The following is a 17,318-nucleotide window of genomic DNA, read 5'->3' as shown; positions in this document are numbered from 1 at the left end:
ATGACTCAAGACATTTCTTTATCCTTCTATAAGCCTGAACACTTGCCCGAGCTCCAATCATTCACGCTCACCAACGATGACAAACGCTTTACCTCCCTCCCGAAAGAGGTGCTGTCTCAGGCTCTGGGCATACAGGACCGATACCCGGTTGTCATCTTAAAAGACGACCTTCCAGTCGGTTTTTTCATTTTACATGCATCAAAAGAAACGCTTGCTTCTTATTCTAACAATCCATTTGCTTTACTGCTCAGCTCCCTGTCTTTAAACGCTGTGCATCACGGAAAAGGCTATGCGAAAAAAGCCATGCTTTTGCTTCCCGCTTTTGTGAGCGGATATTTTCCATGGTGCGACGAAATCATCTTGGCCGTCAATCATCTGAACATACGCGCAAAACACCTTTATATGAAAAGCGGGTTCCTTGATAAAGGACGGCGAAGAATCGGCCCGCTTGGAGAACAGTTGATCCTTCATCATTTCTTATAGTCTTGAGTGAAATAAAATTTCAAAAATTTAAAAACATAGTTGAAATATCATAACAGAGATGAATATACTGAATATTGAGATATATCATTTTAAAACAGGGGGCATCCTCATGTCAGAACCATTAAACCTTCACCGTCTTACAACGGAATCACGCAATAGCCAAACAGTTGAAATCCACAAAGCAAACACTCTCGGCATCCTCAAAATGATCAACAACGAAGATATGAAAGTCGCTGCAGCCGTTCAGGAGGTTCTCCCCGACATCAAAACAGCTGTAGACTGCGCATATGAATCGTTTCAAAATGGAGGCCGGCTCATATATACAGGCGCCGGCACAAGTGGCAGACTCGGCGTCATGGATGCTGTTGAATGTCCTCCCACCTACAGCGTAAGCCCAGATCAGGTCATCGGAATCATGGCTGGAGGCCCCAAAGCCTTTTTACAGGCAGCAGAGGGCATTGAAGACAGTGAAGAAGCAGGAGCTGAAGATTTAAGAAACATACAGCTCACTTCAAATGACACCGTCATTGCCATCGCAGCAAGCGGCCGCACACCGTACGCCGCAGGCGCCCTAAGATACGCCCGCAAAGTCGGAGCACACACCATCGCCCTTACTTGCAATGAAAATTCCGCCATCAGCAAGGATGCGGATCACAGCATTGAGGTTGTCGTCGGACCTGAGGCCATTACAGGATCAACACGTATGAAAGCCGCAACCGCTCATAAAATGATTCTAAACATGATATCTACCGCTGTAATGGTCAAAATCGGCAAGGTTTACGAAAACTTGATGGTAGACGTCAACGTCAGCAACAAAAAACTAAAAGAACGCGCCATCAGCATTATCCAAAGCCTTACAAACGCTTCATACGACACAGCCAGATACACTCTGGAACAAGCCGATCATCACGTCAAAACAGCAATCGTCATGCTCAAAACAAGCACAGATCAGAAACAAGCAAAGACATTACTCGATGAAGCGAACGGTTTCATTGACAAAGCAATCGAACATTACCATCCATGATAAGGAGAGAACTAGAATGGCCACAGGCGGTTTAGCGATCATCCAATCAATGAAGCATAAGCTCCCTCCATCCGAGCGCAAACTTGCAGATTATATCCTAGCCCATCCCCACAAAGCAATCGAAAGCACGGTCAACGAAATCAGCGCCTTAGCCAATTCAAGTGACGCTGCCGTCATCAGGCTCTGCAAATCACTCGGTTTAAAAGGATTTCAAGATTTAAAAATGAGAGTAGCGGGCGATCTGGCAAAGCCTACGTTTCAGGGCTACCGGGATATTGTTCCCCACGAGCCGCTGCCCTCCATTTCCGAAAAAACGGCCGGCAATGCCATTCAAGCCATTCAGGATACTTCAGACCTGATGGACTACAAAGAGCTTGAACGAGCGGTTTCTCTGCTTCTCAAAGCTCATACCGTGCATTTTATCGGCCTCGGGGCTTCCGGCATTGTCGCCAAGGACGCCCAGCAAAAGTGGCTTCGCATTCATAAACAAGCAACCGCGTTTACAGACACTCATCTTGTGGCATCTTTAATCGCAAATGCAGATAAAGACGACATCGTATTCGCCATTTCGTTTTCAGGAGAGACACAGGAAATCATTGAACTGTTTGCCATGGCCAAGGAAAAAGGCATCACAACGATCAGCCTCACACAATTCAGTCAGACATCCGTCTCCGCACTGGCTGATGTCCCTTTGTATACAGCCCATTCCAATGAAGCCTTGATTCGAAGTGCAGCCACTTCCTCCCGCCTCGCCCAGCTTTTTATAATTGATGTTTTGTTTTTAGGCATGGCGGCTGAGCAGTATGAAACGACAACCGGTTATATAGATAAAACGAGAGCAGCCATCCAATCTATGAGAAAAAAATAAGGCATCTTGAAGGGGAGGGGTTTTAATGAGCAAAGAAAATAACTACCATCATCTCGCACAGAAAATCCTTGAGTTATGCGGAGGAAAATCCAATATTTCTTCATATACGCATTGCATGACACGCCTGCGCATTACGCCTTACGATGAAAGCAAAGCGGATGCTCAGGCTTTAAGAAAGCTTGACGGCGTATTGGGGGTCGTTGAAGCTGAAACCTTACAAATTATCCTCGGCACAGGAGTTGTCAATCATGTTACAGCTGCTTTCTCAAAGCTCGTGTCAGCAGAAGAAGGTGCCGATGTCAAAGAAGCAGCGGCCAAAAAGAAAGCCGATATCAATCGAAAAAACGCCACTCCTTTCAAACTTTTCTTACGTAAAATTGCCAGCATTTTTATCCCTCTTATTCCCGCTCTAGTCGCTTCCGGTTTAATTACTGGGATTACCAAAGCAATTATTCAAGCAGGCTGGCTCTCTGCAGACTCACAAATTGCGGTTATCCTGACAGTCATCGGATCAGGGCTGTTCACTTATCTCGGCATTCTCGTCGGTATTAACGCTTCGAAAGAATTTGGCGGGACACCCGCACTTGGGGCTTTGGCCGGGATCTTGATTATCAATCCGGAGATCGTAAAAATCAGTTTATTTGGAGAAGAGCTTCTCCCGGGCAGGGGAGGTCTGATCGGCGTCCTTTTCGCAGCCATATTCATTGCTTACACCGAACAATTTATTCGCCGTTTTATTCCTCAATCACTCGATATCATTGTCACACCCACCGTTTCACTGTTAATCACCGGAATCGTAACGTATGTCGTATTTATGCCTTTAGGCGGATTCATTTCTGATGCCATTACATCCGGCCTTCTGTCCATCCTGGACATCGGCGGCATCGCTGCAGGCTTTATTCTGGGCGCAACCTTCCTTCCTCTCGTCGTAACCGGACTGCATCAAGGCTTGACGCCTGTGCACATGGAACTGATCAATTCAATTGGCAATGATCCTCTGCTCCCTATTTTGGCTATGGGAGGTGCAGGACAGGTAGGCGCGGCCTTTGCCGTTTTCGTGAAGACGAAAAAAACAACACTGAGGAAAGCAATCGCCGGCGGGCTTCCATCGGGACTGCTCGGCATTGGTGAACCGCTTATTTTCGGAGTCACGCTGCCGCTTGGCCGTCCGTTTTTAACAGCATGTTTAGGAGCTGGAATCGGCGGCGCCTTTCAAGCGTATTTTCAAGTAGCCACCATTGCGATTGGTGTCTCCGGACTGCCGCTTTCCTTTCTAGTCCTGCCTTCGCAAATCATCCTGTATATCGTTGGGCTCTTTATTTCCTATGCGGCCGGTTTTTTATTGACCTATGCATTCGGATATAAAGATGAAATGGCTTCTCAGTTCGATTAAATTGTTTCTGTTTTAGGGATAGTAAACGGGATAGAAGCACAGAAAGGGGCTAGCCTGTGAAAACAAAGACACTGTTCATATTCAGTGCCATTTTAACCCTATCGATATTCGCGCCAAATGAAACCTTCGCACAAACAGCAGACAACTTGGTTGAGCCGAAAACCATAAATGCAGAAACTGCACAATTCTCGACGAAGAAGCTAAAGAAGGTAGATCAGATGATAGAACGGGATATTGCAGCAGGATTTCCAGGCGCCGTTCTTGTGGTGGTGAAGGATGGACGCATCATAAAAAAAGCAGCATACGGCTACAGTAAAAAGTACGAAGGGTCAGAACTGCTGCGCCGTCCGGCCAAAATGAAAACCCGCACGATGTTTGACTTAGCCTCAAATACAAAAATGTACGCAACAAATTTTGCATTGCAGCGCTTAGTCAGCCAAGGAAAACTTGACGTCTATGAAAAAGTTTCTGCATATTTGCCGGGTTTCAAGGATCAGCCGGGTGACCTCATAAAAGGAAAAGACAAGATACGTGTCATTGATGTCCTCCAGCACCAATCAGGGCTCCCATCAAGCTTTTACTTTTACACGCCGGAAAAAGCCGGCAAGTACTATTCCCAAGAACGGGACAAAACGATTGAATATTTGACGAAAATTCCGCTCGATTATCAAACCGGGACAAAACACGTATACAGTGACATTGGATATATGCTACTTGGGTGTATTGTCGAAAAACTCACTGGCAAACCGCTTGATGTCTACACGGAGCAAGAGCTCTACAAACCGCTCAGGCTGAAGCATACCTTGTACAATCCGCTGCAAAAGGGCTTTAAACCGAAACATTTCGCAGCTACTGAACGAATGGGCAATACACGTGACGGCGTTATTCAATTCCCTAACATCCGCACAAACACGCTGCAAGGAGAGGTGCATGACGAAAAAGCGTTTTACTCAATGGATGGCGTGTCTGGGCATGCCGGATTGTTCTCAAATGCAGATGATATGGCCATACTGCTGCAAGTCATGTTAAACAAAGGTTCATACCGAAACATTTCTTTATTTGATCAGAAAACAGCCGACCTGTTTACAGCACCTTCAGCAACAGACCCGACATTCGCTCTTGGCTGGAGGCGGAACGGAAGTAAAAGCATGGAATGGATGTTTGGCCCTCATGCCAGTGAAAATGCTTACGGGCATACCGGCTGGACAGGGACAGTTACAATTATTGATCCAGCATACAATTTAGGCATCGCATTGTTAACAAATAAAAAGCATACACCAGTTATTGATCCAGAAGAAAATCCAAACGTCTTTGAGGGTGATCAATTTGCAACAGGCAGTTATGGAAGTGTCATAACCGCGATTTATGAAGCGATGGAGTGAATGATTAGACGATAGGAGGAAGTTTCTATGAGACCTGTCTTTCCGCTTATCCTTTCAGCCGTTCTCTTTCTTTCATGCTTTTTCGGGGCCAGACAGACAGAAGCCTCTGCATCCAAACGTTCAATCGATGCCAATCAGATTGTCAATCGTATGTCGTTAGATGAAAAACTCGGCCAGATGCTGATGCCTGATTTTAGAAATTGGCAAAAGGAAGGCGAGTCCTCTCCGCAAGCCCTTACAGAAATGAATGATGAAGTCGCCAGCCTCGTCAAGAAATATCAATTCGGAGGCATCATCCTTTTTGCTGAAAATGTAAAAACAACAAAACAAACTGTCCAACTGACAGACGATTACCAAAAGGCAAGTCCAAAAATCCCGCTCATGCTGAGTATTGATCAGGAAGGCGGCATTGTAACGCGGTTAGGGGAGGGCACTAATTTCCCAGGGAATATGGCACTGGGCGCAGCCAGAAGCAGAATCAATGCGTATCAGACCGGCAGCATCATCGGGAAAGAGCTCTCTGCCTTAGGCATCAATACAGATTTCAGCCCTGTCGTGGACATTAACAATAATCCTGATAATCCTGTAATCGGCGTACGGTCATTCAGCTCCAATCGAGAACTGACATCACGCCTCGGTCTATATACGATGAAAGGGTTGCAGCGGCAGGATATCGCGTCTGCCCTCAAACATTTCCCGGGACATGGAGACACGGACGTTGACAGCCATTATGGACTGCCGCTCGTTTCCCATGGCCAAGAACGGCTTCGTGAGGTCGAGCTTTATCCTTTTCAAAAAGCAATTGATGCTGGTGCTGATATGGTGATGACAGCCCATGTTCAGTTTCCCGCCTTTGATGACACCACTTACAAAAGCAAACTCGATGGATCGGACATTCTGGTTCCAGCTACACTTTCAAAAAAAGTGATGACAGGTCTTCTTCGTCAGGAAATGGGCTTTAATGGTGTGATCGTTACCGATGCGCTCAATATGAAGGCAATCGCAGATCATTTCGGACAGGAAGAGGCTGTGGTCATGGCCGTAAAAGCTGGTGTCGATATTGCATTAATGCCAGCCTCAGTCACTTCAATGAAAGAAGAACAGAAATTCGCACGTGTCATTCAAGCTTTAAAAGAAGCCGTAAAAAACGGGGATATCCCTGAACAACAAATCAACAAATCAGTTGAAAGAATCATTTCCCTGAAAATAAAACGCGGCATGTATCCAGCGCGAAATGACGACAGTACAAACGAAAAAATAGCCAAAGCCCAAAAAATCGTAGGAAGCAAGCGTCACCTCAAAGCAGAGAAAAAAATAGCTGAAAAAGCAGTGACCGTATTAAAAAATGAACAGCACACTTTGCCGTTCAAGCCTAAAAAAGGCAGCCACATCTTAATTGTTGCACCTTACGAAGAACAAACTGCTTCAATCGAACAAACCATTCACGATCTCATCAAGCGAAAGAAAATCAAACCCGTATCTGTCGACAAAATGAATTTTGCCAACCAAGTATTTAATGCCGAGCATGCAAAACAAGTAAAAAAGGCTGATTATATCATAACCGGCTCCTATGTCGTCAAAAATGACCCTGTCGTCAACGACGGTGTCATCGACGACACAATATCAGATTCAAGCAAATGGGCCACCGTGTTTCCGAGAGCTGTCATGAAAGCCGCACTGCAGCACAACAAACCATTTGTCTTAATGAGCCTGCGCAACCCCTATGATGCAGCCAATTTCGAAGAAGCAAAGGCACTGATTGCAGTCTATGGCTTTAAAGGATACGCAAATGGCCGTTATCTTCAACCTAATATTCCGGCCGGAGTGATGGCGATTTTCGGGCAGGCAAAACCTAAAGGCACACTTCCAGTTGACATCCCATCAGTCACGAACCCGGGGGACACCCTTTATCCATATGGCTACGGATTAAATATCAAAACGGGAAAACCGCTTTAATAAGGAGGGACACATGAGAAAAACAATATTCGCTTTTCTGACAGGGCTCATGATGTTCGGAACGATAACCGCTGCCTCTGCTTCACCCGATTCAAAGAATCAAACGGCTAAAAAATCTAAAGTCCAAACTGGTATAGACACGCTCTTGCCAGACTATAAAAAACAGCTCAAGGGAAAACGTATCGGACTGATCACCAATCCAACCGGAGTAAACGCATCTCTGAAAAGCAGTGTCGATATCCTTTACGAGAACCCGGATATCAAACTGACAGCTTTATTCGGCCCTGAACACGGCGTCCGAGGTGACGCCCAGGCTGGAGACGAAGTAGGCTCTTACATTGACGAAAAAACTGGGGTTCCCGTATACAGCCTCTACGGAAAAACGAAAAAACCGACTCCAGAAATGCTGAAAAATGTCGATATTCTAATGTTTGACATTCAGGATGTCGGGACCCGTTTCTACACGTACATTTATACAATGGCATACGCAATGGAAGCCGCTAAAGAAAACGGCATTCCATTTATGGTGCTGGACCGTCCGAATCCTCAAGGCGGGAATCATATTGAAGGATCAATTTTAGAACCTGAATACGCCTCATTTGTCGGATTGTATCCCATTCCATTGAAGCATGGGATGACGATAGGCGAATTGGCTTTACTGTTCAACAAAGAATTTAGTATTGATGCCGATCTTATAGTGGTAAAAATGAAACACTGGAAACGAAAAATGGATTTTGACGATACCCGATTGCCTTTCGTCCTCCCTTCGCCTAACATGCCGACGGTGGAAAGCACATTTGTTTATCCTGCAACCGGGCTGATTGAAGGAACAAATATATCCGAAGGGCGAGGGACAACAAAGCCATTCGAATTGATCGGAGCTCCCTTTATCAAAAGCACAGAACTTGAAGAAACATTAAACAGCCTCCATTTGCCGGGCGTAACATTTAGGGCAGCATCCTTCACACCGACGTTTTCTAAACATCAAGGAACGCTTTGCCACGGTGTGCAGCTCTATGTGACAGACAGAGATAAGTTTGAAGCCGTTAAAACGGGTCTTTCAGTCATTAAAACCATACACGATCTCTATCCTGAGGATTTTGAGTTCCTGTCAACAGGTTCATTCGATAAACTGGCAGGCAACGGCTGGATCAGGACAAAAATTGAAAATGGAACTTCGGTTGAGGACATCATAAACAGCTATGAAAAAACACTCCAACAATTCAGCAAAACAAGAAAAAAATATCTCATTTATTAGAACGTAAGCATCGTATGTTACACGTGTAACATATTCTTACTGAACGAAAGACCCTTACTTTTACACATAAGTAAGGTTTTTTTCATGCTAAAAACCCACCCGCTTTATATAGGAAAACTTTCATTTATTTGGTACAATTTTTATTGAAAATGATTATCAATTGAAAGCTTCTGAAAAGGTGGTCTACTCGTGCAAAATGCAGTGATTTATCAACCGGTACAAATTGAATATCTAAAAAAGACAAGTGATCTCTTCTCAGAACAGCAATTAGCCGATTCATTCGTGCTGATTTTTCATTTAAAAGGAAACGGCTATATTTCGATCGGAACAAACACCAATCCTTTGCAAAAAAAGACACTTTATGTTTGTCCGCCTAACGAGACCTTTGGCTTTATGCCAGCAGCCGATGGACATATAGATGCCTGTCTGATCAGGCTTCAAAGCTATATCAAGGAAGCCGGCCAAGATATTTACACACCGTGCACAGAATCAGAATTAGCCAACCTGAAGCTTATGAATGTTTCACATATCGAAAATATTGCAGTCCGGCTTCAAGAGCTTGCCGCACTATGGAATGAATCGTCTCAGCTTTCTCAGCTAAAATGTGTGATTGAAGTACAAAGCCTGATTTATGACCTCTTTACTGCAAGTTTATCTGATCAAACGGATACACATTCAGCAATCGAAAAAACAAAACACTATATCGAAACCCATGCCGATACAAAAATCACGCTTGCCCAGCTGTCGCAAATGGCAGGAATCAGTGCCAAACACTACAGTGAAAGCTTTAAAAAATGGACAGGACAGAGCGTAACAGAATTTATTACGAAAACACGAATCACAAAGGCAAAACGGCTCATGGCAAAATCAAACTGCAAATTGAAAGAAATCGCACACCAAACCGGTTATCAAGATGAATTTTATTTCAGCAGAATCTTCAAAAAATATACAGGCTGTTCACCTACAAGCTATATGAAAAAACGCCGAAAGAAAATCGCCGCATACGGAAGGGGCACAATGGGCCATCTCATCCCTCTTCACCACATACCTTTTGCGGCCGCTCTGCATCCGAAATGGACGTCTTACTACTATCAGCATTATTCGACAGATATACCCGTCCAGCTCAGTGCATACCGGTTTAATGAAAAGTGGGAAGAAAACCTGTACACGTTATCACAGGCAGAACCAGATGTGATTGTCAGCATGGATTCTATTTCTCCAGAAGAACAAGATCGCCTGAATCGCATCGCAGAAGTCATGTACCTTCCTTCAGAAGAAAGCTGGAGAACCCACTTTCTGCAAACTGCCTCATTTTTAAAGGAGGAGTCCGAAGCAGAGAAGTGGCTAGCGGATTATGACCAGCAGACAACAGCCGCCAAAAAAACACTTCAGCACGTTCAAGGGCTGCGTTTTCTCTTTTTGAGGCTGCATAAGCAAAACTTCTATCTGGCACATAACCGAAGTGTCCGCGAAGTTTTCTTTGGGGATTTAGGATTCAGCTCGGCAGCAACGGCTGACACACCTTCAGAACAAGCGATTTCGTTAGAAAATATCGCAAATTACCAAGCTGACTGTATGATGCTTTTTCTTTTTAAAGAGCCGGAGACCATAGCTTACTACCAGCAATTACAGCAGACAGAAGCATGGCAAAACCTAAGCGCGGTACGGAATAACCGTGTTTATCTTCTATCCCTTGATCCATGGAATGAATACTCAGCTTGCGGGCACGAACGCATCGTTCAGCAAACTGTTTCTTTACTATCCGGAGATTGTCCATGATAAATCAGGAATTTGTCCATGGTGTTATATCTGTTCATTCTCTATAATTCCAATTGATAATAGTTATCAATTGAACAGGAGGCTCTATAGATGAAAAAGATATCTCTTACCTTATTAATCTTGCTTCTCGCGCTGACAGCGGCAGCTTGCGGCAGCAAAAATGAATCAACTGCCAGCAAGGCAAGCGGCACAGCATCTGAGAAGAAGAAAATTGAATACCTTGATAAAACATATGAAGTAACTGTACCGACAAACAAAATTGCCATTACGGGAAGCGTTGAATCAATGGAAGACGCGAAATTGCTTGACGTTCATCCGCAAGGCGCAATTTCATTCTCCGGCAAATTCCCTGATATGTTCAAAGACATCACTGATAAAGCCGAACCAACCGGAGAAAAAATGGAGCCAAATATTGAAAAGATTCTTGAAATGAAGCCAGATGTTATCCTTGCTTCAACAAAGTTTCCGGAAAAAACGCTGCAAAAAATCAGCACAGCAGGCACGACGATCCCAGTTTCTCATATCTCTTCAAACTGGAAGGAAAACATGATGCTTCTTGCCCAGCTGACTGGAAAAGAGAAAAAAGCAAAGAAAATTATTGCAGACTATGAACAGGATCTAAAAGAAACAAAAACAAAAATCAACGATAAAGCGAAAGATTCAAAAGCGCTTGTCATCAGAATCAGACAAGGCAACATTTACATTTACCCTGAACAGGTGTATTTCAACTCCACACTATACGGTGATTTAGGCCTTAAGGCGCCGAACGAAGTAAAAGCTGCAAAAGCGCAAGAGCTGATTTCATTAGAAAAATTAAGTGAAATGAACCCGGACCATATTTTCGTCCAATTTTCTGATGATGAAAATGCAGACAAACCTGATGCCTTAAAAGATTTAGAGAAAAATCCAATCTGGAAAAGCCTTAAAGCAGTCAAAGAAGACCATGTGTATGTCAACTCAGTGGACCCTCTCGCACAAGGCGGCACAGCTTGGAGCAAAGTCCGTTTCCTGAAAGCGGCTGCTGAAAAATTGACACAAAACTAATTCAGAGTAGGTTTTTGTATGTATTCAAAACAGTGGACACGTATCATATTGATTACTTCTCCATTTGCTATAGCGCTGTCACTTTTACTTTCAATCCTTTATGGGGCAAAGCATCTTAGCACAGATATTGTTTTTACATCTCTTATTCATTTCGATCCGGGAAACACAGACCATCAAATTATATGGCATTCCCGGATTCCAAGGGCTGCCGGCGCTCTGCTCATAGGGGCAGCCCTTGCTGTTTCTGGAGCGCTTATGCAGGGCATTACGCGCAATTATTTAGCTTCGCCATCCATTATGGGTGTTTTAGATGGTTCAGCGTTTATCATTACGCTTTGCATGGTTCTGCTCCCGCAATCATCTTCGATTGAAATGATGATATACTCTTTTATCGGCTCAGCGTTAGGAGCGGTGTTAGTATTCGGCCTTGCCGCCATGATGCCAAACGGATTTACCCCCGTGCAGCTCGCCATCATCGGCACAGTCACAAGCATGTTGCTCAGCAGCTTATCAGCGGCCATGTCGATTTATTTTCAAATTTCTCAGGATCTCAGTTTCTGGTACAGTGCCAGACTTCATCAAATGAGTCCAGATTTCCTGAAGCTTGCCGCTCCGTTTTTCCTGATTGGCATTATAATGGCCATTTCTCTCAGCAAAAAGGTAACCGCTGTATCATTAGGGGACGACATTTCTAAAAGCCTGGGGCAAAAGAAAAAAACCATTAAAATCATGGCGATGCTTTCCGTCATCATTTTAACCGGCAGTGCCGTAGCGCTGGCCGGAAAAATTGCGTTTGTCGGGTTGGTTGTTCCGCATATCACGAGATTTCTCGTCGGCTCTGATTACAGCAGGCTGATTCCGTGTTCCTGTATTTTGGGCGGAATCTTTTTAACCTTGTGTGATCTCGCAAGCAGATTTATCAACTATCCGTTTGAAACACCGATTGAGGTCGTAACATCCATTATCGGCGTACCTTTCTTCCTTTATTTAATTAAACGAAAAGGAGGGGAGCAAAATGGCTAAAAAATATGCATTGTTCATCGCTTTGATTCTTGTTGTCAGCTATTTCAGCTTAACGAGCGGATCATTTTCTGTTCGTCCTGCTGAGCTGCTCTCCACTCTTTTTCAAATCGACCCGAATCCGCAGTATGAAATTTTGTTGTTCGATTTAAGACTGCCGCGGGTTGTCATGGCTGCTATTATTGGACTCGGTCTTGGCATTGCAGGCGCTGTTATCCAGGCCATCACGAGAAACGGGCTTGCTGACCCTGGAATTCTCGGAATCAACGCAGGGGCAGGAGCTGGCATTGTAGCGTTTATGCTCTTATTCCAAGGCCAGAAGGAAGTGACATCCATAGCTGCAGCGATGGGAATGCCGCTCTTTGGATTGATAGGCGGGCTCATCGCGGCGATCCTGATTTACATATTTGCATGGCACAGAGGCAATTTAGATTCAGGAAGAATTATTCTGGTAGGGATTGCGATCAATTCAGGATTCAGCGCCCTGTCTTTGTTTTTATCTTTAAAAATGGACCCGCAAGACTATCAAATGGCCATGGTGTGGAAAAACGGAAGCATCTGGTCTGCCAACTGGACGTATATCACAGCCGTTCTCCCATGGATGCTGCTGTTTATACCGATTCTTATCGGCAAATCCCGCCTGCTCGACACCATTCGTTTTGATGAAGACACAGTCAGAAGCCTCGGCATTTCATCAAATAAAGAAAAAACCATCCTGCTCGTTGCCTGTGTAGCAATCATCAGCGCCTGTGTCTCCGTAGCGGGAAGTATGGCGTTTGTCGGCTTAATTGCTCCCCATATCTCACGGAGACTGGCTGGCGTCGAACATCGCTATATCCTGCCACTGAGCGGTTTAATCGGGATGCTTCTTGTGATAAGCGCAGACTTTGCCGGAAAACTGTTTTTTCAGCCCGCAGAAGTGCCCGCAGGCATCATTTTGGCGATCCTCGGAGTTCCTTATTTCTTATATCTGCTTTTCAAGCAAAAAAAGGGGGAGAATGCTTGAAAGGATCTCTTTCAGAACACAAAGCCGGCAACAGGAGGTTCACGCTGTACCTCCCTCCTTCCTACAGCACAGACAGCGGGGGATTTCCTGCTGTTTACGTGCAGGATGGCAGTTCTTTGTTCCAAAACCAAATCGAATTATTAGAAAGCGCATTTCAACAGCACAGGCTCCCTGAACTCGTGCTGATCGGTATCGAACCCGAAAACCGGCTTGATGAATACACCCCATGGCCGGCTGCATCACTCAGTGATCGGTTCACGGACTTCGGCGGAATGGGATATCACTATCTGTCTGATATAACGAACCAGTTCATTCCGCTAATCGAAGAAAACTGGAACGTCACCAGGGAACCGCAGTCAAGAGGAATGATCGGTGCCTCATTAGGCGGCCTCATCTCAATGTTCGCCATATTAAAATATCCGTCAATGTTCGGGAAAATAGGCTCTATATCAGGTTCATACTGGTACGAGAACGCAGCGGAAACCATTCATATATCTTCTTTAAAGCCCGGCACTGCACGTGTTTTCATGTCTATCGGGAGTGAAGAAGGCCGTGAAAAACAATCCATTCAGCGACATATGCTGAAAAAAACAAAGCAAGTTCATCAAAGTCTAAAAGAAAAAGGCTTCACTGAAGACCAGTTGTGTCTTTCAATTGAAAAAGGAGCGGTGCACCACCGCAAGTATTTCTGCAAACAGTTCATCAACGCGCTCGAATGGCTATACGGAAAAAACCGCTCAACCCTATGAGCGGTTTTTTTATGCTTTCTGCAACATTGGTTTTAATTCAAAACGATTCAGCATATAGCCAAACAAAGCAGCCAATATCTGCTGAAACAGCATGCCGATCACAACAGGAACGGCAACCTGAGACGGGAAGAACGTAACGGCAAGAACTGCGCCGGCACTAATATTCCTCATGCCTCCCGTAAATATAAGAGAGACTATTTCCTCTTGCCGCCTTTTCATCATTTTTCCGATCAGCCAAGCAGCGGCATAGCCTGTTAACGCGATAAAGAATACCGTTACAGCTATTCCTGCAAATCTCAAATCAATGGATTTGAAATAAGGAGCAATCGCTGAACTGTTAATCGCAATCACTGCCATCAAGCAAAGCTTTGAAAAAGGCGACAGCGCACTGCTCACAGACGCAGTTCTTTCTGGAGATGACATCTGATTAAACAGCATGCCCAAAAAAGAAGGAATCACGACCATTACAATCAGACCTTTCATCATTCCCCACACATCCATGTGAACCTGAGCGCCGGCCAGCAATGAAAGACTCAGCGGTACGATTAGCGGTGACAGCACAGTATCAACTAAAATAATCGAAAGTGTCAAACCGACATTCCCTTTGTACATCGCTGCCCAAATCAAGCTTGTAATCCCCGTAGGAATCACAACAGCCAATGTTAAACCGGTAATCGTCAAAGGATCACCTTTAAATATAAGATGGCCGCTGCCCCAAGCAAAAAGCGGCATGAAAATATGAAGAACGAATAGTGCAAGAATCATAGGGAGAGGATGAGACAATGCATGTCTCAAAGATTGAAAGTTCGCGCTCAAACTGCCTGCAAACGTAATAAAAGCAAAGATCCAAGGCACAGCCCATTCATACCCATTTAAAAACTGAGACAGCAGCACGCCCAACACCACACTAGTCGGCGTTAACAGCGGCATCACTCTCCCCAATACACGGTTCAGCTTCTGAAGCATCATATGCAAGTCCCCTATTTAAAATTTCTCTTCTCTCTATTATATCAATGCTGCTTAAGTGTATGTTATATAAAAAAGCCCAGATCTCATTCATCTGGGCTTCTCTATTTTATGCCATCTGTTTCATTAGAGATTTACTCGCTTTATTCAAACCTTTTAACTCAGCTTCAATGCCTTGTTCCTTAAACTTCGCAACAATCTTATCAAGTGCGGCCGCACCAGAATCGTCCCATACGTGAGCTTCAGTTAAGTCAATCACAATCCGCTCAATATCCTCTTGATATATAAACGCATTCGTAAGATCAGTCACTGACGCAAAAAAGATTTGCCCCTTCACTTGATACGTTCTAAGCTTTTGATCCTCTGCATGAGAAACGATTTTCAGCTTCGAGATTTTTGCTACAAAGAACACGGCACTTAAAAGAACACCGACAAATACACCCTTAGATAAGTCATCCGTCACAACAACCGTAACCACAGTCACAACCATGACAATCGAGTCCGTGAGCGGCGCTTTTTTGAGACCTTTTAAAGAAGACCAATCAAAAGTGCCGACAGACACCATAACCATTACAGCTACTAACGCCGCCATTGGGATTTTCACCACGACATGACTTAACACCGCAATTAAAAACATCAGAAAAGCACCGGCAACAAATGCTGACAAACGTCCGCGACCGCCCGCTTTTGTATTAATGACAGATTGTCCGATCATAGCGCAGCCTGCCATTCCGCCAAAGAATCCAGTCACGATATTCGCAATTCCCTGTCCGCGGCTCTCTTTATTTTTATCACTGTCCGTATCCGTCATTTCATCAATAATCTGTGCTGTCAGCAAAGATTCAAGCAACCCGACAAACGCTAAAGCAATTGAATAAGGAAAAATAATTTGCAGTGTTTCAAAGGTAAACGGAACATCAGGGATTAAGAAATGAGGCAACGAACTAGAAATATTGCCCATATCACCAACCGTCCGCACATCCACATGGAAAGTGACCGCAATAATTGTCATCACAATAATCGCCACAAGCGGAGACGGAACAGCAGTCGTAAACCTTGGCAGCACATAAATAATAACCAACGACCCGGCAAGCATCGCATACATGCTCCAAGAAGCACCTTCAAACTGGGGAAGCTGCGCAGAGAAGATAAGAATCGCCAGCGCATTCACAAACCCGATCATCACAGAACGCGGGATGAATTTCATTAATCTTGCAATTTTACTGATACCTAAAATCACCTGAATAATGCCTGTCAAAATCGTAGCCGCAAATAAATACTGAAGCCCATGATCAGCAACCAGCGACACCATAACGACTGCCATTGAGCCTGTCGCAGCTGAAATCATGCCAGGTCTGCCGCCAAAAATAGAAATAATAATGGCTATACAAAATGACGCATAAAGACCGACCATCGGATCCACACCGGCTATAATAGAAAAGCCAATCGCTTCAGGTATTAACGCTAACGCAACTAAAATGCCAGCAAGAATGTCTTTTCGGATATTCCCGAACCATTGCTGTTTTAATGTAAAACTATTATTCAAATATAACGACTCCTTTTTAGTAAAAAATAAATCCGCACCATATCTATTGTATTGAGAGCTTTTTTATTTTACGGGAGAAAATGAAAAGAAAAACGACCGGGGAAAACGGGGAAACGTTGAGTATATTGTATTGAGGCAAGGAGTTGTCATACAAAGAGTATCATAATAAATTTTTATCAATTACGCAAGATGATTGCTGAAGAAAAAAATGGCTCAAATATAGTCTGAGACATTTTATCATATCCGGATGAAACCAAGAATCGTTTTAATGACAGTAATATCTTTTCTCTCATTTGGCAACCCGAGCCGGTTTCCGAAAAAATAACCTATCATCATTATCTCAGGCTGATAAATATGAGCGGCCTCATTTAACTCTGTATTTTGGCAATCAATAAAACAGCTTTTGCAGGGATTATTCTTAGTTTTTTCTTAGGACTTATTTATGGCCGGCATGTTCGCCATTATTTTATTGTCACCAATCAATTTTATCATGGAAAAACAGAACAAACGACAAACATGCTGCTCGCTGCCAATGGATTGGCGGCACTACCCTGCCAATTGCAGTCGGATGGATTCTGGATGAGTCTCCCGTTCAAACTGCATTTTGATTATTTATGACTCTCATGTTGATCATGCTGGGGATTGTATTGGAATTCAAAAGTATTAGAAAACTTTAAAAAGCAGAAGCTTGATAAAATGAATACTGCCGAAAGCAACTCAGCACAGATATAAAATAAAAAACCCAGCTCAATGAGCTGGGTTTAAGCTTGCTTGGCGGCGTCCTACTCTCACAGGGGGAAACCCCCGACTACCATCGGCGCTGAAGAGCTTAACTTCCGTGTTC

Annotated in this window: 14 protein-coding genes and 1 rRNA gene; 12 read left to right on the top strand and 3 right to left on the bottom strand. The window is 44.2% G+C overall.

What is annotated here, in order from left to right:
* The 12 genes from AC07VD_RS16440 to AC07VD_RS16385 all read left to right on the top strand — a co-directional run bounded on the left by AC07VD_RS16440 (nucleotide 1) and on the right by AC07VD_RS16385 (nucleotide 13,962).
* Nucleotides 1-483: a GNAT family N-acetyltransferase gene (locus AC07VD_RS16440; protein ID WP_014475628.1), complete on the top strand. Its 483-nt coding sequence runs from the start codon at nucleotides 1-3 to the stop codon at nucleotides 481-483.
* A 109-nt stretch (nucleotides 484-592) separates the two neighbouring features.
* Nucleotides 593-1,507, top strand: coding sequence for an N-acetylmuramic acid 6-phosphate etherase (gene murQ, locus AC07VD_RS16435; RefSeq protein WP_021481934.1), 915 nt, complete (start codon nucleotides 593-595; stop codon nucleotides 1,505-1,507).
* Nucleotides 1,508-1,523: 16 nt separating this feature from the next.
* Nucleotides 1,524-2,375 carry a MurR/RpiR family transcriptional regulator gene (locus AC07VD_RS16430; RefSeq protein ID WP_041335151.1) on the top strand — a complete coding sequence of 284 codons (852 nt, stop codon included), beginning with the start codon at nucleotides 1,524-1,526 and terminating at the stop codon, nucleotides 2,373-2,375.
* A gap of 25 nt (nucleotides 2,376-2,400) precedes the next feature.
* Entirely contained in the window at nucleotides 2,401-3,768 is a 1,368-nt protein-coding gene (locus AC07VD_RS16425) for a PTS transporter subunit EIIC (protein ID WP_134156043.1), read from the top strand.
* Nucleotides 3,769-3,824: 56 nt separating this feature from the next.
* Nucleotides 3,825-5,150: an N-acetylmuramoyl-L-alanine amidase gene (gene amiE, locus AC07VD_RS16420; protein WP_494721848.1), complete on the top strand. Its 1,326-nt coding sequence runs from the start codon at nucleotides 3,825-3,827 to the stop codon at nucleotides 5,148-5,150.
* A 27-nt stretch (nucleotides 5,151-5,177) separates the two neighbouring features.
* On the top strand, nucleotides 5,178-7,106 hold the full coding sequence (nagZ, locus tag AC07VD_RS16415; RefSeq protein WP_085187800.1) for a beta-N-acetylhexosaminidase: 1,929 nt from the start codon (nucleotides 5,178-5,180) through the stop codon (nucleotides 7,104-7,106).
* 13 nt (nucleotides 7,107-7,119) lie between these two features.
* A complete protein-coding gene (locus tag AC07VD_RS16410; protein WP_494721847.1) occupies nucleotides 7,120-8,364 on the top strand; it encodes an exo-beta-N-acetylmuramidase NamZ family protein in 1,245 nt (414 codons plus the stop codon).
* Between the two features lie 189 nt (nucleotides 8,365-8,553).
* The gene (btr, locus tag AC07VD_RS16405) at nucleotides 8,554-10,143 is read left to right on the top strand and encodes a bacillibactin transport transcriptional regulator Btr (RefSeq protein WP_494721846.1); all 1,590 of its coding nucleotides are present in this window, start codon (nucleotides 8,554-8,556) and stop codon (nucleotides 10,141-10,143) included.
* Between the two features lie 90 nt (nucleotides 10,144-10,233).
* Complete coding sequence (gene feuA / locus AC07VD_RS16400) at nucleotides 10,234-11,187, top strand: iron ABC transporter substrate-binding protein FeuA (RefSeq protein WP_015252974.1); 954 nt, start codon at nucleotides 10,234-10,236, stop codon at nucleotides 11,185-11,187.
* Nucleotides 11,188-11,205: 18 nt separating this feature from the next.
* Nucleotides 11,206-12,210 (top strand): FecCD family ABC transporter permease, encoded by a 1,005-nt coding sequence (locus AC07VD_RS16395; RefSeq protein WP_217018728.1) that lies wholly within the window; start codon nucleotides 11,206-11,208, stop codon nucleotides 12,208-12,210.
* The gene (feuC, locus tag AC07VD_RS16390) at nucleotides 12,203-13,213 is read left to right on the top strand and encodes an iron ABC transporter permease FeuC (protein WP_003234980.1); all 1,011 of its coding nucleotides are present in this window, start codon (nucleotides 12,203-12,205) and stop codon (nucleotides 13,211-13,213) included. The genes AC07VD_RS16395 and feuC overlap by 8 nt, the downstream gene beginning before the upstream one ends.
* Entirely contained in the window at nucleotides 13,210-13,962 is a 753-nt protein-coding gene (locus AC07VD_RS16385; protein ID WP_349612274.1) for an alpha/beta hydrolase, read from the top strand. The genes feuC and AC07VD_RS16385 overlap by 4 nt, the downstream gene beginning before the upstream one ends.
* 9 nt (nucleotides 13,963-13,971) lie before the next feature.
* Here AC07VD_RS16385 and AC07VD_RS16380 read toward each other — a convergent pair whose 3' ends face one another.
* The 3 genes from AC07VD_RS16380 to rrf all read right to left on the bottom strand — a co-directional run.
* Nucleotides 13,972-14,892 (bottom strand): bile acid:sodium symporter family protein, encoded by a 921-nt coding sequence (locus tag AC07VD_RS16380; protein WP_072557088.1) that lies wholly within the window; start codon nucleotides 14,890-14,892, stop codon nucleotides 13,972-13,974.
* Between the two features lie 145 nt (nucleotides 14,893-15,037).
* Nucleotides 15,038-16,474 carry a SulP family inorganic anion transporter gene (locus AC07VD_RS16375; RefSeq protein WP_494721845.1) on the bottom strand — a complete coding sequence of 479 codons (1,437 nt, stop codon included), beginning with the start codon at nucleotides 16,472-16,474 and terminating at the stop codon, nucleotides 15,038-15,040.
* A 769-nt stretch (nucleotides 16,475-17,243) separates the two neighbouring features.
* Nucleotides 17,244-17,318: ribosomal RNA gene (rrf, locus tag AC07VD_RS16370) — 5S ribosomal RNA — on the bottom strand; the annotation flags it as partial.

This window comes from Bacillus sp. GW821-FHT01G09, assembly GCF_059422205.1.
This window is presented reverse-complemented; position numbering and strand designations above follow the sequence as displayed.